Annotated in this window: 16 protein-coding genes; 9 read left to right on the top strand and 7 right to left on the bottom strand. The window is 48.1% G+C overall.

What is annotated here, in order from left to right; all coding sequences use genetic code 11:
- Positions 1–250: 250 nt before the first annotated feature.
- Positions 251–1,102 carry a KPN_02809 family neutral zinc metallopeptidase gene (gene ypfJ / locus WH46_RS15360; protein WP_046227416.1) on the bottom strand — a complete coding sequence of 284 codons (852 nt, stop codon included), beginning with the start codon at positions 1,100–1,102 and terminating at the stop codon, positions 251–253.
- Positions 1,103–1,742: 640 nt separating this feature from the next.
- Between ypfJ and WH46_RS15350 the strand changes: the two genes are divergently transcribed.
- The 4 genes from WH46_RS15350 (at position 1,743) to WH46_RS15335 (ending at position 6,472) form a co-directional block, all read left to right on the top strand.
- Positions 1,743–4,076, top strand: coding sequence for a glycoside hydrolase family 65 protein (locus tag WH46_RS15350; RefSeq protein ID WP_046227414.1), 2,334 nt, complete (start codon positions 1,743–1,745; stop codon positions 4,074–4,076).
- Complete coding sequence (gene pgmB, locus WH46_RS15345; protein WP_046227413.1) at positions 4,076–4,762, top strand: beta-phosphoglucomutase; 687 nt, start codon at positions 4,076–4,078, stop codon at positions 4,760–4,762. The genes WH46_RS15350 and pgmB overlap by 1 nt, the downstream gene beginning before the upstream one ends.
- Positions 4,763–5,109: 347 nt before the next feature.
- On the top strand, positions 5,110–5,367 hold the full coding sequence (locus tag WH46_RS15340; RefSeq protein ID WP_046227412.1) for a hypothetical protein: 258 nt from the start codon (positions 5,110–5,112) through the stop codon (positions 5,365–5,367).
- Between the two features lie 250 nt (positions 5,368–5,617).
- A complete protein-coding gene (locus WH46_RS15335) occupies positions 5,618–6,472 on the top strand; it encodes an alpha/beta fold hydrolase (RefSeq protein WP_046227411.1) in 855 nt (284 codons plus the stop codon).
- A gap of 304 nt (positions 6,473–6,776) precedes the next feature.
- Here the strand turns inward: WH46_RS15335 and WH46_RS15330 are convergent, their stop codons facing one another.
- The 4 genes from WH46_RS15330 to WH46_RS15315 form a co-directional block, all read right to left on the bottom strand.
- On the bottom strand, positions 6,777–7,607 hold the full coding sequence (locus WH46_RS15330; protein WP_046227410.1) for an energy-coupling factor transporter transmembrane component T family protein: 831 nt from the start codon (positions 7,605–7,607) through the stop codon (positions 6,777–6,779).
- Positions 7,604–9,310, bottom strand: coding sequence for an ABC transporter ATP-binding protein (locus WH46_RS15325; RefSeq protein ID WP_046227409.1), 1,707 nt, complete (start codon positions 9,308–9,310; stop codon positions 7,604–7,606). Before WH46_RS15325 ends, WH46_RS15330 begins: the two co-directional genes overlap by 4 nt.
- An 82-nt stretch (positions 9,311–9,392) precedes the next feature.
- Positions 9,393–9,953 carry an ECF-type riboflavin transporter substrate-binding protein gene (locus tag WH46_RS15320; protein WP_017813380.1) on the bottom strand — a complete coding sequence of 187 codons (561 nt, stop codon included), beginning with the start codon at positions 9,951–9,953 and terminating at the stop codon, positions 9,393–9,395.
- Positions 9,954–10,211: 258 nt separating this feature from the next.
- Positions 10,212–11,324, bottom strand: coding sequence for a discoidin domain-containing protein (locus WH46_RS15315; RefSeq protein ID WP_046227408.1), 1,113 nt, complete (start codon positions 11,322–11,324; stop codon positions 10,212–10,214).
- A gap of 280 nt (positions 11,325–11,604) precedes the next feature.
- Here WH46_RS15315 and WH46_RS15310 point away from each other — a divergent pair, with 280 nt between their 5' ends.
- The 3 genes from WH46_RS15310 (at position 11,605) to WH46_RS15300 (ending at position 16,605) form a co-directional block, all read left to right on the top strand.
- The gene (locus WH46_RS15310) at positions 11,605–12,354 is read left to right on the top strand and encodes a hypothetical protein (RefSeq protein ID WP_046227407.1); all 750 of its coding nucleotides are present in this window, start codon (positions 11,605–11,607) and stop codon (positions 12,352–12,354) included.
- A 400-nt stretch (positions 12,355–12,754) separates the two neighbouring features.
- On the top strand, positions 12,755–15,499 hold the full coding sequence (locus tag WH46_RS15305) for a DUF4084 domain-containing protein (RefSeq protein WP_046227406.1): 2,745 nt from the start codon (positions 12,755–12,757) through the stop codon (positions 15,497–15,499).
- Between the two features lie 92 nt (positions 15,500–15,591).
- Positions 15,592–16,605 carry a catalase family peroxidase gene (locus tag WH46_RS15300; RefSeq protein ID WP_046227405.1) on the top strand — a complete coding sequence of 338 codons (1,014 nt, stop codon included), beginning with the start codon at positions 15,592–15,594 and terminating at the stop codon, positions 16,603–16,605.
- A gap of 67 nt (positions 16,606–16,672) precedes the next feature.
- Here WH46_RS15300 and WH46_RS15295 read toward each other — a convergent pair whose 3' ends face one another.
- Positions 16,673–17,458, bottom strand: coding sequence for a class I SAM-dependent methyltransferase (locus tag WH46_RS15295; protein WP_046227404.1), 786 nt, complete (start codon positions 17,456–17,458; stop codon positions 16,673–16,675).
- A 400-nt stretch (positions 17,459–17,858) separates the two neighbouring features.
- On the opposite strand from WH46_RS15295, the gene WH46_RS15290 reads away from it, so the two are divergent.
- Together WH46_RS15290 and nudC are read left to right on the top strand one after the other, a co-directional pair.
- Positions 17,859–18,680 (top strand): YkgJ family cysteine cluster protein, encoded by an 822-nt coding sequence (locus WH46_RS15290; RefSeq protein WP_046227403.1) that lies wholly within the window; start codon positions 17,859–17,861, stop codon positions 18,678–18,680.
- A gap of 116 nt (positions 18,681–18,796) precedes the next feature.
- Entirely contained in the window at positions 18,797–19,642 is an 846-nt protein-coding gene (gene nudC / locus WH46_RS15285) for an NAD(+) diphosphatase (protein ID WP_231584366.1), read from the top strand.
- 133 nt (positions 19,643–19,775) lie between these two features.
- Here nudC and WH46_RS15280 read toward each other — a convergent pair whose 3' ends face one another.
- On the bottom strand, positions 19,776–20,810 hold the full coding sequence (locus tag WH46_RS15280) for a hypothetical protein (RefSeq protein ID WP_046227402.1): 1,035 nt from the start codon (positions 20,808–20,810) through the stop codon (positions 19,776–19,778).
- Positions 20,811–20,896 lie beyond the last annotated feature (86 nt).

Genomic DNA, 20,896 nt, shown 5'->3' with positions numbered 1-20,896 from the left:
CTACACCAAGCCAACCCGAGTAGCATAAAAACCAAACCGATATATCCAAAGCTGCTGAACAAATAATCAACAAGTTTGCTCTATTTACTGCTTTCTCCCGCAGCTACATGAACATCAATTTTATCCATGCATATACAGCATCATCTATATACAGCCAAAAGGCTTGCCCACTCCAGACGGAGAAGGCAAGCCTTTTGGCTGTGCTTCTATTACGTATATATATCCCTGATCGCTTGCTATCCATAACAGCTTACAAACTGCCATCGCTCACACTGAATGTGTCTCCACCCTGAATCGTTCCCGACTCAAATCCTTTGTAGAACCAGCGCTTGCGCTGTTCGGAAGTACCATGGGTAAAGCTGTCCGGCACCACATAACCCTGTGCACGCTGCTGGATCGTATCATCCCCGACAGCACTCGCAGCCGTTAGTGCTTCCTCCAGATCGCCCTGTTCCAGCAAGTTCTTGCCCTGTTCATAATGAGCCCATACTCCCGCATAATAATCGGCCTGCAGCTCGATTCGTACCTGGTATTTGGTATTGAATTCCTTTTCGCTCAGACGCTGACGGTATGGTTCAATCTTGTCCATTGTACCCAGCAGTGTCTGTACATGATGACCAACCTCATGGGCAACCACATAAGCCATCGCAAAATCACCGGGTGCCTGGAATTGCTGCTTCAATTCATCATAGAAGCTCAGATCAATATATAATTTCTGGTCACCGGGACAATAGAACGGTCCCACCGCCGAACTTGCTGTACCACAGGCAGACTGTACACTGCCGCTGTAGATAACCAGCTCCGGATTCTTGTAGGTGAGTCCCTGCTGCTTGAACACATCGCTCCATACATCCTCTGTATCCGCCAGTACGACCGAGACAAAGTCGACCAGCTCTTCTTCCTGAGAAGTACCTTGATAATTGCCAACGGTCTGCGTTCCGCTGGAGGTCATATTATTGATCAGACTGGAAGGATTACCACCCAGCAGCATCACGATAATGATCAAGATGATCCCGCCAATGCCGCCTCCCACAATCGTCTTGCCGCCTCTGCCGCGACGGTCTTCCACATTCGTACTTGCTCGTCTACCCTGCCATTTCATGCTGCAACCCCCTGCTTTTTTCATTCTTCGTTTGGCTTCATTTTTTTATTTTATATGGGCAAGCTTCATATATGCCTGGCACCTATATATATCTGACGCTAATATCTTGTACCCATAATCGGGAAAATCGCCTACATTTGCTGTGAATCCGGTATACCTTTTGACAGCTGCATGCTAATAAATGAATGAAAATCCGCGCTGGATGCTTGCAAGTATTCGGGCTGTATCCATCTCTATAAAATTTAATTCTGTTAAATGCAGAATTCCGGTTTAATTTCTGCCTAACAGCCTTAATAAATATTACAGTATTTAATTACAAAAATTGCTACTAATTCCTTCCTCCATTTATCCTAATACTTTCCCAACCTATTCCCTACTTTATAAAACAAGAAGGTGCATATACGCCCGCTATCAGCCCAAAAAGGAGACTATAAGTCAGCCCTTTTCGATTCTGTAAAATGCCTTTATTATCGGGAATGAATACGCTATCAAAAAAGGTACTAGCGGGGCAAATGGTAATCATGTATAATGAGTCTCAAATCCAGCTTGATGGCCAGGGCTTTTTTTTCGGCGCTTTAGGCAAACGTTTGCACAATAGTCACCAGCTGTACCCAACTCTCCAGGAAATGAGTGATTTCTCATGAAAAGATTGTTTGATATTCACCCGTGGAAAATTGTTGAACACGAACTGCATACGGAAGAATTCCGCCTTGCAGAAAGTATGATGAGCCTTGGTAACGGTCACATGGGCATGCGCGGTAATTTCGAAGAGAATTACAGTGGCGATATGCACCGCGGCTCCTATGTCGCCGGCGTCTGGTTCCCGGACAAGACCCGTGTTGGCTGGTGGAAGAACGGCTATCCGCATTATTTTGGTAAAGTAATCAATTCCATCAACTATATCGGTATCCGCCTGCTGCTGGATGGCGAAGAGGTGGATCTGAGCCAGTCCAAGCTCAAAAACTACTACCGTGAACTCGATATGCAGCAGGGCGTGCTATCCCGCGAATTTACTATTATTCACGGGGACAAGGAAACCCGTATCCAGACCTCCCGCTTCCTCTCGGTTGCCGAACAGGAACTGGCGGTTATCAAGTATGCGGTCACTCCTGTGAACTACAGCGGCGAAGTTACCCTGATCCCTTATCTGGACGGCGATATCCGCAACGAGGATTCCAACTATGACGAAGATTTCTGGGTCGAAATCGATAAATCCGCCAGTGAGCGGAATGGTCATCTGGTGATGCAGACCAAGGAGAATTCCTTTGGTACACCGACCTTCCAGATTGCTGCTTCCATGCGACTTGATGTAGTAGGCGGTACATCGACAGTCTCCTACGCTTCCCGAGAAGAATATGTAGAGAATACGGTAACTTTCCAGGCAGAACAGGGACAGACAGTGACGTTGTACAAATACATCGCTCTGACCACCGACCGTGATCATCCGCGTGGCACGCTGCCGGAGAACGGCGAAGCTGTACTGAATCGTGCTGCCGATCAGGGATATGAAGCACTGCTTACCGCTCATGCCCAAGGATGGAGCAAACGCTGGGAAATGGCGGACGTAGCGATTGAAGGCGATGACGAAGCCCAACAGGGTATCCGCTTCAATCTGTTCCAGCTGTTCTCTACCTATTATGGTGAAGATGCCCGTCTGAATATCGGCCCCAAAGGATTCACCGGCGAGAAATACGGCGGCGCTACCTACTGGGATACAGAAGCATATGCACTGCCGCTCTATCTGTCTACAGCCAAGCCTGAGGTTGCCCGTAATCTCTGTATTTATCGTCACAACCAGCTGGACGGCGCCTATCATAACGCCCAGCAGCAAGGTCTGCAGGGTGCGCTCTATCCGATGGTTACCTTTACCGGCGTAGAGTGCCATAACGAGTGGGAGATTACTTTTGAAGAGATTCACCGTAATAGTGCGATCGCTTATGCGGTATACAATTATGTGAACTATACCGGAGACCGTGACTATCTGCACCAGTACGGTCTGGATGTACTGACAGGTATTTCCCGCTTCTGGGCAGACCGCGTTCACTACAGCAAGCGTCAGGGACAGTACATGATCCATGGCGTCACCGGTCCGAATGAGTACGAGAACAATGTTAACAACAACTGGTACACCAACCGGATCTCGGCGTGGACACTGGAATATACGATTAAGGTAGTACGTGAGCTGCAGGCTGCCGGTCATACCGAAGCGATCTCCAAGCTCGATATCAATGATGAAGAGCTGGCGAAATGGCAGCATATCGTTGACAACATGTATCTGCCATATGATGAAGAACTCGGCGTCTTCGTCCAGCATGACACGTTCCTCGACAAGGATCTAATGAGCGCCGACGATCTCGATCCGGCAGACCGTCCGATCAACCAGAAATGGTCCTGGGACAAAATCCTGCGCAGTTGCTTTATCAAACAGGCGGACGTGCTGCAGGGACTGTATTTCCTGAACGACCAATACACTGCGGAAGAAAAACGCCGCAACTTTGAATTCTACGAGCCGATGACGGTTCATGAATCTTCCCTGTCTCCTTGTATCCACAGCATTCTGGCTGCGGAACTGGGTATGGAAGAAAAAGCATACGAGATGTACAACCGCACCGCACGTCTGGATCTGGACAACTACAATAACGATACCGAAGACGGCCTGCACATCACGAGCATGACCGGATCATGGCTCGGAATTGTACAGGGATTTGCCGGTATGCGTACCGCCAATGAGAAACTCAGCTTTGCGCCATTTATCCCACAAGCATGGGATCGTTATAGCTTTAATATTGTCTACCGTGATCACTTTATCAAAGTGGAAGTATCCCGCGAGCTGGTACAGCTGACCCAGGAAGGTCCGGAACTGTCACTGCAGCTGTACGGTGAGAAGATCACCCTGCCGGCAGACGGCAAGCATACGGTACCCGTACTCAAAAAAGAAAAAGCGGCCGAGGTGCTGGTAGGAGGCGAAGCTTGATGCGTCCGGAACTGCAAGCCGTTATCTTCGACCTCGACGGTGTCGTGACAGACACCGCCGAGTATCACTACCTCGCATGGAAGGCACTCGGCGAAAGCATCGGTGTTCCTTTTACCCGCGAGTTCAACGAGGAACTGAAAGGCGTCTCCCGTATGGATTCGCTCAATAAGATCCTCGCGCTGGGCGGCAAGGAAAACAGCTATTCTGATGAAGAGAAGCTGGAACTTGCCAAGCAAAAGAACGATCACTATGTAGAGCTGATCAAGCAGGTGACGCCGGATGATGTACTGCCAGGCATTCGCGAGCTGATCACGGACATTCATGCGCGAGGTCTGAAGATCGGACTCGCTTCGGTTAGCAAAAATGCCTTTTCCGTCATGGATTCGCTGCAGCTGCGCGATTCGTTCGATACCATCGTCGACGCTGCCAAGATACGCAACTCCAAGCCTGACCCGGAGATCTTCCTCAAAGCTGCCGAGCAGCTCGGAGTTGATCCCGCTGCCTGCCTTGGTATCGAAGATGCAGCCGCAGGCGTTACGTCGATCAAGGGCGCAGGCATGTTCGCAGTTGGTGTTGGAGACAGCACAACGCTGGCTGAAGCGGATATTGTGTACGCAAGTACAGCTGAGCTGTCGCTGGACAAGCTGCTGGTGCAGTATCAGCGTACGGCTGTAGAGCAGATGTAAGATTTAATTAATGTGAATAAAGTAAGTAGAAATAGATAAGAATAATCGATTTGAATAAAAGAAGCCGCCTTTTCCATGGGATTGTGAAAAGGCGGCTTCTTGATATGCTATGTATTTATAGGCTGGAGTTCACTACAATTTACCATAATCTAGCCCCATTTCACTATATCCATTTTACCAATTTCAGTAAAATGCCGGAATTTTGTTAAATTACCTGTTCACGTATGATACGGTGAATATAGAAGCAGCACAGGTATATACACTAGATTGAATACATTTTTTCTTAAAACGTATTTGATTCATTACTGCCTAGCCTGCTGCTTACACTATGATAAAGGAGACTGTCTATGGATAACACTACTCTGGTCATTGCATGCTTGGTACTGGCACTCGTATCCCTGGCAATGAATAACTTCTTCAATGCCCGCCGTTTAAATCAACTGGAAGATTCCTTGTATGAAGCTCATCGGGACAGCCCGGAAGTTCAAGCCTTTATTAAGGAAGTTCTTAACAAACTGCCGTATATCGAAGCGATCAAACAGGTTCGCAGCCGCTACGGTTTATCTCTTAAACATGCCAAAACCGTTGTCGACCAGTATAAATAAGCTTTCGATCAGTCTGGAATGCTAAAAAGGTACTTCTTCAGTCCAGAGAAGAAGTACCTTTTTTATGATCAAATTACTGTATAGCAAATCTCTGTCTCTATTTATTTCTCCTCATCGTTTGCTTAGCAACTAAAGTGTTTAATGTATACACAACCGTTAAAAGAGAAATGTAATTCGCTTACATTTTCATATAATTCGTATACAGTTTGGCACTGCGACGGTAAAACATTCAGACATGGAGGCAATACGTATGGGCAAATATATTCAGGTAGAAGACGGCGTAAAACTTTTTGTACAAGACCTTGGTGAAGGCATTCCAGTCATTTTCCTGCACGGCTGGCCCTCGAATCATCTAATGTTTGAATATCAGTTCTCCAGATTGCCACTGGATGGATATCGTTGTATCGGAATTGACTTCCGCGGCTTTGGTAAATCGGATGCACCGTGGGAAGGTTATACGTACGACCGAATGGCAGATGATCTGCGAGCAGTCATCGACGAACTACAGCTCGAAAATGCTGTATTGGTCGGATTCTCCATGGGAGGCGCGGTCGCTATTCGCTATATGGCCCGTCACCAGGGACACGGAATCGCCCAGCTGGCTCTGATGGGTGCAGCTGCACCTGTATTTACCAAACGGGAAGACTTTGACCACGGCATGGACCCGGACGATGTGACTTCGAATCTGATCGAGGCAACGTACCAAGACCGCCCGAAAATGCTTGGCAAATTTGGTCTGGATTTCACTCATTCCAAAACCAAAGCCGGCATGATGGTATGGCTGGAATCTCTCTGCCTCCAGGCTTCCCATCACGCTACAATCAAAGCTGCTATCGCTCTGCGCGATGAAGATCTGCGCGGCGATCTGTCTGCGGTGACGGTTCCAACCGTCATTTTCCACGGAACCAAGGACAAAATCTGTCCCCCGGACCTGGCTCAGCTGCTCAGTGAATCGATCACGGATGCACGTGTGGTACTGTTTGAACACAGTGGACATGCGATGATGTTCGACGAAATGGACAAGTTCAACAAAGAACTGCTGCTGTTCCTGAACCAGATGGCTGCTGCCAACCAGATTCCGCGTCCGGCCAGCCAGAACCTCTAGGCAGGATACAGCATCGGCATAACGAATATTGCTTTGATTCTTTAATATAGAAAAACAAGCCAGCCGTTTATTGATGACGGCTGGCTTGTTTTTTCTCGAGTGAATAGTTATTTCTGTTTATAAGGATAGATGGGTAATGACATACATCTGGAATAAGCTGTATATCTGGAGCGAGTTGTACATCTTTTTTAACAACTTGCTTTTGATAACCTGATGACTGCTATCTCCATTCAATCCTGCGACAGGATTATCATCCTACTCCAGCTGCTTCATATGGGTATGTCGATCGTCCATTATCTACTCTTTACTGAAAAATATTATAAAATCTCGATCCGTCTGCAAAAGTAACCGCAAAGCTCACAACTGCCACCACGATCACCAGCGTCAGCGCCATATAATCCCCTTTTTGGAAAGGACGACTCTTGTACCAGGTACGTTTGTTTTTGCGTCCAAATCCGCGCAGCTCCATCGCTGTGCTGATCTTCTCGATGCGATCCACACTGGTCAGGATCAGCGGCATCAGGATCGATACTACATTTTTGAGGCGTTTACCCAGCTTCTCCTTGCGCGAAATATCGATACCACGCGCCTGGGCAGAGAACGCAATATTCTGAAAATCCTGCTGCACATCCGGAATATACCGCAGCGCGATTGCCACCGAATAGGCAATTTTGTAACTGACCCCGATCCGGTTCAGCGATGAAGCGAACTCGCTTGGGTCGGTCACCAGCAGGAACAGCAGAGCAATCGGGATCACAACCGCATATTTGAGGGCGACATTGAACTGGTAAAACAGCTGCTCCCAGGTCAGTGTATACCGTCCGGCAATATGAACAATATCATGCTGCGAGCCGTACAACTCCACCCCATACAGCGGCGAGAACAGGAAGATCGCTATCTGATTGATCGCAAAGAATACCAGGATCAGATACAGCACAAAGGAATACTGCTGGAACGGCACACGGGACATCCGGAAAATAACCAGACTCAGCACCAGCATTACCAGCAGGCAGCGGGTATCGTAAATAATCATCGCGGTCAGCGCCCAAAGAATAAAGAAAATCAGCTTGGTCACACCGGTGAGACGGTGAATCGGCGTATTCAGATTCGTATAGGATAACATCTGTGTACTCATGCCTGCCGTGTCCCCCTGTCATATGCGATAAATCGGCTCACCAGCTCGGACGGTTCGCCGACACCGGAGCGCTGGGCGAGTTCATGCAGTGAGGTCGTTTTGAGATGGGCAGCCGCTACGATGGCTTCATCGCTCAGTACACGTGCAGGTATATCATCTGCAATCTTGCGTCCTTCGGACAGTACAATCGTACGCTGTCCATATTCCATCATCAGATACATATCATGGGTAATCATCATAATGGTGATTCCCTGCGCATTCAGTTCCATCAGGAACTCCATCATTTCATTGTAATGGCGATAATCCTGTCCGGCGGTCGGTTCATCCAGGATCAGAATCTCCGGCCGCAGCACGAGGATAGAAGCGATGGTCACACGTTTTTTCTGTCCATAGCTCAGCGCAGAGACTGGCCAGCTGCGGAACGGATACAGTCCGCATACCTGCAGCACATCATGGACGCGCTGTTGGATTTCTTCTTCCGGTACACCGCGCGTACGTAGTCCCAGTGCCACCTCGTCATAAATCAGCGGCTTGGACAGCATATGATTCGGATTCTGCATCACAAAACCGATTTTATCCGCCCGTTCCTTGATCGTATCCTTGGCCAGATTACGTCCATTCAGCAGAATCTGCCCGGAAGTGGGGCGATAGAATCCGCAGATCAGCTTGGAAATGGTGGATTTGCCGGCTCCGTTGCGTCCAGCAATACAGATCATCTCGCCCTGTCGAACCGTGAGGGAGACATCATGCAGTACAGGACTGCTTTTACTGTAGCCAAACGATACATTTTGCAGCTCCAAGACCGGTTCGGCAGCAGAGACAGACACATCTCCTTGCTGCCTGTCATACCATTCATTTAGCACAGGAATGCATGTATCCAGCTGGATGCTGTCAATATGCTGCGGCTGCATCTCCGGTGTAATGGTACAGCCGGCATAACGGAGTGCATTCAGATAAAGAGGTTCCCGGATACCCGTCTCGCGCAGCAGCCCCGAGCAGAGCAGCTCGGCAGGTGTCATATCCGCAGCGATTCTGCCGTCATTGACGACAACGATCCGGTCTACATGACGGTGTAGCATATCTTCCAGCCGGTGCTCGATAATGACCACAGTACGCCCGGTTTCCCGGTGAATACGATCGATCAGATCGACGGTCATACGACCGGTATACGGGTCCAGACTGGCCAGCGGCTCGTCAAACAGCAGGATGTCCGCTTCGCTCACCAACACCCCGGCGAGCGTCGTTTTCTGCTTTTGCCCACCAGAGAGAGAGTGCGGCGATGCCTCCAGAAAAGCAGCGAATTCCACTGTCTCGGCAGCTCCGGTTACCCGCCGGATCATCTCTGCCTGCGGTACGGTATCGTTTTCCAGCTTAAAGGCAATATCCTCGGCAACCGTCAGCCCGACGAACTGTCCGTCCGGGTCCTGCAGCACCGTTCCTACACGATCGGATAATTCGGCGATGCCCAGTTCGCGTGACTCCTGTCCGCCAATCTGCAGCGATCCGCTGATCTCCCCCTGATAAAAGAACGGGATTAGTCCGTTCATGCAGTGGGACAATGTACTCTTACCCGAACCGGACGGACCTACGATGAGCACTTTCTCCCCTTCATAGATGGTCAGGTTAATATGATGAAGTGTGGGCTCCGATTGAGCCCTGTACTGAAAGCTGAAGTCCTGAAATTGTATTACAGGTTTTCTCATGTTTGCCCTTCCTTCCTGTCCCTGTTCAATAGAAAAAGCCGGTGAGACTCACCGGCCTGAACTGTGTAATTCGTATATACGATTAAGCTTCGCGTGAAAGACTGCCGCGCTTGGTGCGTGTTTTGGAATAAGCGATCGCCAGCAGTGTACCGAGAACGGCTACAGTCACGATGTTAGAGATAGCAGCGACCACACCTTGTGTGAATACTTTGCTCGCTGGCTCGGAATAGATCAGAATATCCAATACAGGAGCCACGACGATCCATGCAATGATATTGGCTACGATCTGGGCGAGATTAAAACGCAGGATGCCGCCTTTGCCGAATTCTCCGTCATGAATATGGATACGTCTTGTCATCAAGCCAATCAGAAGCCCTACTACAGCGGAAGCGATGACCCAGCTGAACCATGGCTGTCCGTAGAAAATGGCATCCTTGAGCGTATGTCCGATCAGTCCGATCAATAGACCGGCAATCGGTCCGTATAACAACGCAAACAAAGCCAATAACGCGTAAGTTGTCTCAATATTTGTATTGGGTATACCTGTTGGAATAGAACCAAACCGCCCCAAAATGATAAACAATGCAGAACCGATACCGATTGCTACGATTGTTTTTACGGATAGCCCGTTTGTTCTTGCCATCCTCTAACCCCACTTTCAATTATAAAATAACATACGTGACTGAATAATATGTACGTTCTGTACGATTATACAATCCAATGTTAGGAAATACTATAGTTTTGTAAGGGGAAAGAAGCGATTTTAACGATTTTTTTGTTATTTTCATTATGGGATTTTGTTGATCACTGCTTGGAATTACATTAAATGGAGGATCATCCGTTATTCAGAAATAGATTTGTATTATTGCTTTTTCCACTGAATGCATATTCCCCTTCTTTTCTAGAAAAATCTTAATCCGGTCATACAAATATCATGATATTTCTTGCCGGGATCGACTTCGAGAATTGTTATCTGTATAGAGGAAGCTATAATAGGGGCATCGAAATACTGCTCTATAAAGTAGGTATCCAGCATCAGTATATGACCGTCCGAAAATTGAAGTTTCAGCTTCTTCACACGATTGTTTGCTATATATGTTTTCTCCGAAGTAGCCAGACCAGTAATAAGTTCCATTCCGCTAATAGTCTGTTTTTTGCCAAACTTAATCGTAATGGACTCTCCCACTCCGTCACCTTTTGCTCTTTCACACCAGCCTGTTCGCATATCGCCATCAATAAGGTGTTCAGGTCCATAGGAATGTCCTGATTGACTATGCAGACTGGAGGAAGCTTTAATTTTAGTTATCGGAATGTTCTGCCTGTACTGCATTAGATTGACTGTACTCTGAAAAGTTTCAACTGGCGTAAAGTCAATTCCCATACGCTTCATTACATTATAATCCTGAATTTCGGCAGCTGGTTTGTTATAAGGATAAAGATCATAAAGGTTTGCATCATTCATATCTTTATCCAGCTTTTTTAGAGTTTTATTTACTACATCAAACTGATATATACCGTCATCAGTTGTATCTTGAACAGTGTACACGTAAGTTTGCAGATTAGGAGAAATTACGATGTCTGCCTTTTTAAGATTGAATTCGTTGATTTTACGCATTGTAGTCAAATCGAAAATCTTGACAACCAGATGATTTAGCTCTGTTCCTTCCCTAATAAGTGCTATTTTACCGCCATCATCGCTTATTCTCCCAAGGTAAAGCTCATACTCCGGGTAATTCTCATGTTCATGCAAATACAAAACATGAATAATATCATTAATGCGGACGTAACTATTTCCTGATGAATCTTCCAAATTACTGATGTAATCAAGAGATTCACTGTCATTCTCTCCGTGAAATAATGTCCAGGTGTAGGTATGACCTTCTGCAATGAGAGGCTGACCTGTATGGAGAGGTGACGCTGTTAAGTTTGTAGCATTTCGTTCTGGCGCTGTCCCTGCAGCATGGCAACCACTTAGACATATCATACTAATAAGGACTATCAACCATTTTCTCATAAGCTTCCCCTTTATAAACAACGAGCCACTTAGCTTTATCCATGTTGGATATAGCGTGTATAGTTAACGGGCGACTTTATCCATTACAAATGAAGAGGCCAGAACATGGAGTTATCCTCAGCTTCGCCTTTATACAGCCAAAGGCAAAATCGTCCAGCCTTCTCGCAGCGGAACTTATGGAGCACCTGATGAGCAAGGGCATTATACTGCTCAGGATTATTATCTCCCTGCCGATCTGCAGCAAAAGGGATTATCTTATCAGCTGGAATACAACAGGGAAGTGCAGCGTTTTGCAGACAGCTGGGATTTTGATATACCACTGGATAAACGAAAGATGCAGAGCGACACGATCCAGCAGCCGCTATCTATTCCGCTGGAATCTGGTGATACAACTATCCAGCTGACGCATATAGTCATCTCGCCTACCCAGATTCGTCTCCAGCTTAACGAATCCAATCCGGATTCTGTACTGCCTTTTGCCAAATATAATCTAATGATTGATGGCAAGGTTCTGACAGGGTATGCAGAGATATTACCGGACACCCATGGAGATACTGCAAGATCATTCACTTTAATCTTTGAACGTCCACAGGGGATAGAGATAAGCAACAGGACAACATTGATCTTGAGAGCTCAACACGGGATTGCTTCTCATCATGGTGAGCATCTATCGGTTACTCTTCCAGATATTACAGCGCAGCACAAATCGCTGCACACTATGATTAATGGCCTGCCAGTCAAGTGGACGTATTATCGCCAGGATGGACATCTCTATGTTCAGACTGAGAGCAATGATCCTCATTTTGGCGGAATCAGTCAGACTTCGATGATGCAGAATGGCGAACAGATCCTTGGACAGCCGCTGACCACTAATGCTGTAGGTGATGGTAACAACACATCCATCGAAGTATACAGACAATTTACCGATTCCAGCGCAGTGGTTGATATTCTCTTTTATACGGAGGAAAAACCGGACCAAACCGTAGATGTAACCATTCCCTTGTCCGCCTCTAACTCCACGCAGCCGTAACCGATTGATCTAAAATAACAGGATAATTGATCCTGCTTGCTTCCATATTTCTGCTCACTCCCTCCTTTCTCCACATCTCGCTATTTCCAATGCGTGATATGGAGAAAGGAGCTTTTTACTTACATACATTTTCAAACCTATTTTTCCACTTTCATCCATTAATCTATTTTAAAAGTATAAATCACCTTCTATTTCTTCTCCAATCCCTTGATATGTCCATATTTACTGTACTTTTTTTCCCAAAATTCTCATTTATGTATTTCATTTATGTTTCAAATCCTTTAATATTAACTACCTAAGCTATTTACCTTTAGACCTATATATTTATTTTTATTAACTAGGTACAAAAATCTACCTATTGGGTAATATAGACTAAAATAAGCAAGTTAGAGGGATTATAATGCATACATTGTCGCGGTATAAACCTATTTTGATTTTAATGTTTATTATTGCTTTTACTTTTTTCTACTACTTCTGGATTACGTATTGGAATACCAATGAATCCATTCAGACCTGGGGCGGGAACTTGTTGTCTACAGGTGGAACATTGCTCGCTGCACTCTGGTTAACCTCCGCCTGGAAAAAAAGCAGCAATCATCAGCGTCTGTTCTGGCTGCTGGCAGCACTGGGCTGCTGGAGCTATTTAGTCGCGGAAGTGATCTGGCTGTTTTATGAGAACATTCTGGGGTTGGAAGTTCCTTTCCCCGGTCCCTCTGATATTTTCTACACTCTACAAGTGATCTTCTATATGTCCGCATTTATCTACAAATTAACCCGTGAGAAAAGAGGCTATCCGGTGATCCGGCTGCTGCTGGATATTTCCATTATTATGACGGTAATTTCTACCTTCAGCTGGGAGTTTCTGATTGGACCGATTATCTCAACCATGGGCTCTGATCCGTTATCTCCTTCCATTATGCTATCTGTTGGTTACGCACTGGGTGACCTGGCCCTGTTATTCGGTGCCATGAGTATTTATTTTGATATTCGTCATACCTTGTCCAACACGGTCATCCTTACGCTGTTTACAGGACTGCTCTCCCAGGTTGTCGGCGATACCATCTTTTTGTATATGACTGTGGATGAGACCTATTCGTCAGGCAGTTGGTCGGATCCGCTCTTTATTCTCGGACTGCTATTGGTTGGTTTTGCAGGCTATCTGCATAGCCGTGCCATATCCGTACCTCGACTTTCTTTCAAGAAATGCCAGGAGAGACACCTGCTCGTGCCGGATATTTTCCGTCTGATGCTTCCTTATATAGGGCTGGCTGGACTGTTCGCCTTTATGGTGTTTTTTCCAAAGGGAGGGCTGGCCATAACGGTGGGTGCCAGTGTAGCTATTCTGCTCGTTATTGCACGACAGCTGATGATTATTCTGGAGAATCAGCGGCTGGTACGCAGCCTGTATGAGAAGACTCAACAGCTGGAAGTTAGTGAGCAGCGGTACCGGTCGATTTTTGAATACCATCCGGATGCAGTCTTTTCATTCCGCCTGGATGGCACGATTGATAGTGTGAATGTAGCGGGTGCCCAGCTGCTCGGTGCAGAGGTCGAAGAACTGATCGGGACGAACTGCTGTGATCTGGTTACCGAGAATTATGTGGATGCTGTAGAAGAACACCTGCGCATCGTCTCCCAGGGTATTCCGCAGCAGTATGATTTGTCGATTCGCAATCTCAAGGGCGAGTATTCCCATATTCGCATGACCAATATTCCTATTGTGGTGATGGATGAACTGGTCGGTATCTATGGCCTGGCCAAAGACATTACCGAGAACAAAATGAATGAGGAAAAAATCAAATTCCTCGCTTATCATGATCCGCTGACCGGTCTGTCCAATCGTCTGTCTTTTGAAGAATCGTTAAGCCAGTCCGTAATGGAGGCCCAGCAGGATAACAGCATGTTTGCCGTGATGTTCATCGATCTGGATCGGTTCAAAAATATCAATGATACGCTCGGTCATGATATCGGTGACCAGCTGCTGCGGTCGGTTGCCCAGCGTCTTCAGCACTGCGTAAGGCAGCAGGATGTGATTGCACGCCAGGGCGGGGATGAATTTACCCTGATCATCCGCAAGATTACCAGCAATGATGAAGCTGCCAGCGTAGCGAATCGTATTCTGGACAGCCTGAGCCAGCCGCATTATATCAAGGGGCATGAGATTATCGCGACTCCAAGTATCGGTATTGCTCTCTATCCGCATGATGATCTGACACCAGTCACCCTGATGAAAAAGGCAGATATCGCCATGTATCAGGTCAAAGCCAATGGTAAAAGCCATTTCCGGTTCTACCGGGATACGGATCGTATGTATTCCAAGCAGCTATTGATCGAAAAAGAACTTAGTCAAGCCTTGTATCACAATGAGCTATTCCTGCATTACCAGCCGCAGATTGATGCCCGCAAAGGCAAAGTGATCGGCGTTGAAGCACTGGTTCGCTGGGAACATCCCGAGATTGGACGCATTATGCCGGGTGATTTTATCCCGATTGCGGAGAAGACCGGACTAATCGTACCGATCGGTGAATGGGTGCTGCGCGAAGCCTGTACCCAGGCTAAGAAATGGCAAGACGAAGGGCGTTATATTACGATCGGCGTCAATCTGTCCCCGGAGCAGTTCCGTCAGGATAATATCGTGGAGCGAATCGCTCTTATCCTCGCAGAGACACAGGCCGATCCGCGCTATCTGGAGCTGGAGCTGACCGAGTCCACAGCGATGACGAATATTCAGGACGTGATTCATAAGCTGCACGCACTTCGCCAGCTGGGACTGTCGTTGTCTATCGATGATTTTGGTACCGGCTACTCTTCACTGTCCTATCTGGAGAATCTGCCAATCAACAAATTAAAAATCGCTCGTGAATTCACCAGCAAAATCGGCAGCAGTCAGGCCAATCAGATGATTATCAGCACGATTGTTAATCTGGCCCGCAACCTGAATATGGATGTGATCGCCGAAGGTGTCGAAAGCGAACATCAGGTCGACATGCTCAAGGAAATCCACTGTAATGAAATGCAGGGCTATCTGTTCAGCAAACCGGTCTCTTCCGAAGATCTGGAACAGCTGCTGCTCTCCTATCCATCCGCATCTTCCCGCCGCTCGAATCGCATCTCCTCTCCACGTTCACCCAAAGGAGACCGTTAGATTCGAAAAGGAAATGGGTCGCAAGCGTTGGTCATCGTCCCAAAGGGTAAATGGTATAGAATCCCAATCTCTGAATAGATGAGGTGATCCTGATGCATCATTCCCATTCTTCCTCCGACTCCGCTTCTGAATTATCCCGCTCCGACAGGCTGGAAGCGAGGGATCTGGACGTACAGGCTGTTGATGAAATCGAGAAATTAACCGGCCGGCATCCTGGTTATCGGCGTGCCCATGCCAAGGGAGCCTGTTATCAGGCCACTTTTCAGCCCAGCGGTGAAGCCGCTGCCTGGACCATAGCGCCACATCTGCAGGGACAGCCGGTAGAAGCACTGGTTCGCTTTTCCGAAAGCTCTACCGATCCTGCACTCGCCGATCTGCTGTCTCCTGCCAAAGGCATGGCCGTGCAATTCCGCCTGCCGGAAGGTCAGGTCAGCAATCTGGTTGCTGTAACCGTACCTGTATTTTTTGCCCGTACCCCAGAATCCTTTATGGATATGCTCAAAGCGGTGAACAAAGCCCGCGCCGGCAATCTGGGAATCAAGGAGATTATCCACCAGATCACCGGACATTTTGGTGAAGCCAAAGAAAGCCTGCTGTCTGTTCAGCGGCTGCGTCCACCCGCCAGCTATGTAACCAACCTGTATTATTGTATCCATGCCTATCTGCTCGTTAACGAAGCAGGACAGCGACAGCCCGTCAAATTTGAATGGCTGCCGGAGGCGGGTGTACATATGCTGTCCATCAAGGATACGACCTCCCAGCCGCCGGATTACCTGGAGCGTGAGCTCGACGAGCGTTTGCAGCAGCAGCCTGCTGCTTTCCGGTTGAATATCATCATCGGCGAACAAGGCGATCCGACCGATGACCCAACAACTGCCTGGCCTGAAAATCGCCAGCGTATCGATGCCGGACGACTCGTGCTAACCGCTCCTGTCCAGGAACCGGAAGGTCTGGTGATGGATCCTACTGTCCTTCCTCCACAGGGAATGGAACTGTCCGATGATCCGATCCTGAACTTCCGTCGCAGCGCGTATGCAGAATCCTGGAGACGCCGTAGTCATGAAGCTGCTGAAGGGAACGACAAAGAACAAGGTAAAGATAGCTAAAGCTTGTTAATATAGCAAAAACGCTGCTGACGTTATAGGGTCAACAGCGTTTTTGAGTTGGATCGATTTATCTCTCGGCCACAATGGTAAATGTCTTGGGAATGCCTTTATCAAATACGTCGGATGACAAATTTGGCAGTTCTTCCAGTACTTTGATTACCAGGCCTGTGGCAGCGACAGAGGTCACAATCTCCCCGAGTGTCCAGTTGCGCAGGTATACTTTTTGCTGCTGCTCATCGGCAGGCGCAGACTCGGAGAATTTGGAATAGGATACCTCTTTCTCGACCAGTGAAGTATCAAAATAATCCCCATCGACCTTGTGCTTGCGGATCTTGGCAGTAGTGCCGCGTGAAGAGATCAGCTTGGTGGAGATCGGATGGAAATCCTGCAGAATCAATCTTCCACCCGGCTGTAGCAGCCTGCGCACTACTTCAAACAGCGGTAGCAGATCGGTAAAATAGTGCAAAATCCCGAATTCCATAAATACGATATCATAAGACCCATCCAGCTCGTTCTCCGGCATCTGCAGTACATCCGACACGATATAGCGCAGCTCGACGCCGGCAGCCTGCGCCAGCTCCATCGCATACTGCCGGTTCTCTTCGGAAAAGTCGGCAACCGTAAGCGAGGCGCCAAGCAGCGACAGAGCGACCGCCTTGTTGCCGTTGGAGCCCATCAGATTAATGATTTTGCGTCCCTGTATATCGCCCATATGATCCAGAGCAGTTCCCAGGCGTTTGCGGGGGTCGGGTTTTATTTTCTCGGCAGCTTCCACCGGTGTACCGAACCGGTTCAGCCAGGATTGGTAAGCGCCGCTGTTCCAGGCATTTTTGTTTTGTTCTGAAGATTGCATGATTGTGCCTCCATGCGTGATTACACGCCGTATTCATCAAAATTGATCTTTCTATTCTACCATCAACTTCCGGGAAAGAGACAGATTTCGGACAGGTATTGTAGATTACCTGTTTTTCTACCGGACAACACTGATTCATGAATGCGATAGAACGGTCATTCGCCGGAGGATGCTTCTGCTTTGCAAGCTTTATCGGGTTAGGGTAAAGTTAGACTCAGACGGATGTATGATACCACGAGCAACCGATCAGTAAATACGCTACTGTCAGTATCATTGATTGTTATGAGACCTTAGACGTTTTGTTTCTTTGATTATGGCCAACTTAATCCGATCTGTACCTGTGGGTTCAGGTCTTATCCTTATTCAAAATAATGTATTCCAACACAGAGGACGTGAGTATATGCCGGATGAACCTACCCGTCCATTATCGGGCAGCAGCCCCTGCTTTTGTGGCAGCGGTCGCAAGCTTCAGCACTGTCACAAGACGGCTGCACCCGACAGCCGGGCTGCCCATGTGCATCAGCTGTATCAGGAAGTAGACGAAGCGATCGAAGATTACAGGGCGCACCATCAGGCGCATCCTCCCTGCGCTGCCGGATGCAGTAGCTGCTGTTCGGATTATTTCCCGGTCTCCCAGGTGGAGTTTGAATTGCTGCTCACTTATATGGAACGTCACTGGAGCAAAGCCGAGATTCAGGCTGTATTTGAGCAGTCCCTAGTTAACGTGGAGATTTTCCAGCAGGAGAATCCGCAGATGTATGCATCGCTGACGAGCCGTACGAGTCAGGAGCAAGAACTGGAGCAGATCCGCCGTTATGCCGGACGCAACAGCTTTGCCTGTCCACTGCTGGACCCGGAGCGTGGGATCTGCCGCGTCTATCCGCTGCGACCGTTCATCTGCCGCACACATGGCAGCTCGCATACCTTTTACGGATCATGGCGGGAACGACTGCTGCCGGAGAAAGTATGCGAGCATATCCCCAGCAGCCGTGCGCACCGCAAAGTCACGCCCAATATCGTGGACTACTGGCCGCAGTATGACCAGCTTGCCGATGTACGTGTCGGTCCAAAGCAGACCCGGATGCGCCAGTATCCGATCTTTTACTGGTTCGTACTGTATGCACGGCATGGCGGCGGCATGACGGCCCAGATTGGCAACCGTGACCATTTTGATTTGCCGATGGATGAACACAACGCCAGAATGGCCAGACACGAGGCATGATAGGCTGACACTGTAATCCCTACAGCCTATCACCTCCACACTTTCATCTGGATTCCTTTTATGGGTATAAATAATAGACAACGTCGATCAAGATTAACTTCATGAAAGGTTCTGAGATGATGAGAAAGCCCAAAGAAAGTATCTATAAACGATATCAACCTGCCATGGTACCTGCCGAGCAGGAAGAAGGCACCGGTTACTGGTTTATTTTCCGGGGCAGTGAGCTGCTTGTTCATGAGCACGAGAAGCAGCCAGCATTGCCTGTAACCAGTGGACCGGAGCCATATGGATTGCAGCCTGCGCGCTCCCTCTACCTGGGCAGCATCGAGCAGGCTTCCTGTTATACCGCCGAGCTGGATAAGGATGCAGAAGCTCCGTCAGGCATGAACTTCCTGCCGCTATTCGCGCTGTATGACCGAATCGATGAAGATCTGTTCCATCTCGCTGGACGCGGCCTGCAGATGCTCGCCTGGGATGCCACCCACCAGTTCTGCGGACGCTGTGGCACGGCATTGGATCATGCCGGTCATGAACGCAGCAAAGTATGTCCGAACTGCGGACTGTCCCATTATCCGCGTCTGGCTCCGGCGGTGATCACATTGATTCTCAAGGATAACCAGCTGTTGCTGGCGAGAGCAGGACATTTCAAGAACAATATGTATGGGCTGATTGCCGGCTTTGTCGAGCCGGGTGAGACGCTGGAAGATTGTGTACAGCGGGAGACCATGGAAGAGATCGGTATCAAGATTGGTAATATTCGCTATTTTGACAGCCAGCCATGGCCGTTTCCCCATTCGCTGATGGTCGGATTTATCGCGGACTATGAGAGCGGCGAGATTCAGGTGGATGGTGAAGAGATCGTGCATGCAGACTGGTTCGGAGTGGACAACCTGCCCACTATTCCGCCGCGTATCAGTATCGCCCGCAAGATGATTGACTGGTATATCGAGCAGTACAGCTGATTCTGAATTTGGAATAATCGTTCAGCAATAATCTGTGATTAGAGCGATCCCTGTTCCAAAATTGTCGATCGCATAACAAAAAGCATTCTTCCTCTGCAACCTTGCACGGGAAGAATGCTTTTTCTATTTATTCTTATTGATACAATGCATTATTCGGGAATGCGTATTTGTTCATGCCTTTGACTGACAGCAGACGGAATCCGTCACGGGTGAAATCCTGTCCGCCGCGGGAACTCTCATATTCCGGCTTCAATGTGTAGAAGTCCATATAATTGCTCATATACGGGAATGTGCGTACCACATCCGAATTCGGTTCGGACGAACTGTAATGTACCGGAGATACCCCGTATCCATCGAGCGAGAATACGCCGGCTGCCGCTTCGTTCATTTTGAAGAATTGGTTCAGCACGCCATCAGTGCTCGCCTGATAATCGATCGTACTCACACTGAGCATGTGTACTCCCAGCACTCTGCGGTACATCATGCTTTTCTCCATCTTATCTTCAAAATAATCGCGGTAGGCGCTGGAGATGCCGCTGCCGTTCAGATTGGCAGGCAGCAGGAAGCTTTCCATTAGATACAAGTCGTTCGCGTTCATTTTGGTCTTCAGACCATCCGGGTTAAATTCCTCCTGCTTGGCACTGCTCATTACATCTTCGGGATGCCATGCATTAACAAAGGCAGCCATGCTCTGATCATGTACTATCGTCAGCGCTTCATTCAGCCGCACACGGGATACACCGTAATCATAACCGGCATCATCCAGGAAAATGCCGTATACCCCAGCAGCTTTCCATAGATTGATGCGCTGCTTGATTGTATCCATACTGAGGTTATCCGTCGAATTCGTTATACCGAGATCCACATAGCCGAAAATCTGGATTTTGGGATTGATTTCCTTGATCCGGGCAATAATCTGCAGCGTACTCTCATGCTGCGTATGCTCCGGTAGTTCCAGTTTGTCTCCCAGCACAAGATAGTCGTATTTTGCAAAAATCTGAGCTGCTTCCTCATTGTTCGATACGTTGTTCACCGACTCCGGAATGCCATAATAAATTAATAATTTGTTGCCCGGTTTGCTATTTGCCAGCGCTGAAGCACTATTCGTGATAGACATCATCGCCACCAGAGCGAACAGACACAGCGCAATTCGGCCATACCTTTTCATCGCTTTTGTCTCCTCTTTTATCGTACCGGTATCTGCTGCCTGCTTCTACCTGCATCTGTGTTGTGTATCTATGGGTTGGTTATCTG

Source organism: Paenibacillus dauci, assembly GCF_000971985.1.
In the GTDB taxonomy this organism is placed as follows: Bacteria; Bacillota; Bacilli; order Paenibacillales; family Paenibacillaceae; genus Saccharibacillus; species Saccharibacillus dauci.
Note: the sequence above shows the minus strand (reverse complement) of the source record. Positions and strands in the feature narration are given on the sequence as shown.

What these genes read in the sequence shown, in the direction of transcription:
- WH46_RS15305 (WP_046227406.1), top strand. Translation starts at nt 12,755, where the DNA reads ATGCATACATTGTCGCGGTATAAACCTATTTTGATTTTAATGTTTATT.
- WH46_RS15320 (WP_017813380.1), bottom strand. Translation starts at nt 9,953, where the DNA reads ATGGCAAGAACAAACGGGCTATCCGTAAAAACAATCGTAGCAATCGGT.
- nudC (WP_231584366.1), top strand. Translation starts at nt 18,797, where the DNA reads ATGATGAGAAAGCCCAAAGAAAGTATCTATAAACGATATCAACCTGCC.
- WH46_RS15335 (WP_046227411.1), top strand. Translation starts at nt 5,618, where the DNA reads ATGGGCAAATATATTCAGGTAGAAGACGGCGTAAAACTTTTTGTACAA.
- ypfJ (WP_046227416.1), bottom strand. Translation starts at nt 1,102, where the DNA reads ATGAAATGGCAGGGTAGACGAGCAAGTACGAATGTGGAAGACCGTCGC.
- WH46_RS15315 (WP_046227408.1), bottom strand. Translation starts at nt 11,324, where the DNA reads ATGAGAAAATGGTTGATAGTCCTTATTAGTATGATATGTCTAAGTGGT.
- WH46_RS15295 (WP_046227404.1), bottom strand. Translation starts at nt 17,458, where the DNA reads ATGCAATCTTCAGAACAAAACAAAAATGCCTGGAACAGCGGCGCTTAC.
- WH46_RS15350 (WP_046227414.1), top strand. Translation starts at nt 1,743, where the DNA reads ATGAAAAGATTGTTTGATATTCACCCGTGGAAAATTGTTGAACACGAA.
- WH46_RS15300 (WP_046227405.1), top strand. Translation starts at nt 15,592, where the DNA reads ATGCATCATTCCCATTCTTCCTCCGACTCCGCTTCTGAATTATCCCGC.
- WH46_RS15330 (WP_046227410.1), bottom strand. Translation starts at nt 7,607, where the DNA reads ATGAGTACACAGATGTTATCCTATACGAATCTGAATACGCCGATTCAC.
- pgmB (WP_046227413.1), top strand. Translation starts at nt 4,076, where the DNA reads ATGCGTCCGGAACTGCAAGCCGTTATCTTCGACCTCGACGGTGTCGTG.
- WH46_RS15340 (WP_046227412.1), top strand. Translation starts at nt 5,110, where the DNA reads ATGGATAACACTACTCTGGTCATTGCATGCTTGGTACTGGCACTCGTA.
- WH46_RS15280 (WP_046227402.1), bottom strand. Translation starts at nt 20,810, where the DNA reads ATGAAAAGGTATGGCCGAATTGCGCTGTGTCTGTTCGCTCTGGTGGCG.
- WH46_RS15325 (WP_046227409.1), bottom strand. Translation starts at nt 9,310, where the DNA reads ATGAGAAAACCTGTAATACAATTTCAGGACTTCAGCTTTCAGTACAGG.
- WH46_RS15290 (WP_046227403.1), top strand. Translation starts at nt 17,859, where the DNA reads ATGCCGGATGAACCTACCCGTCCATTATCGGGCAGCAGCCCCTGCTTT.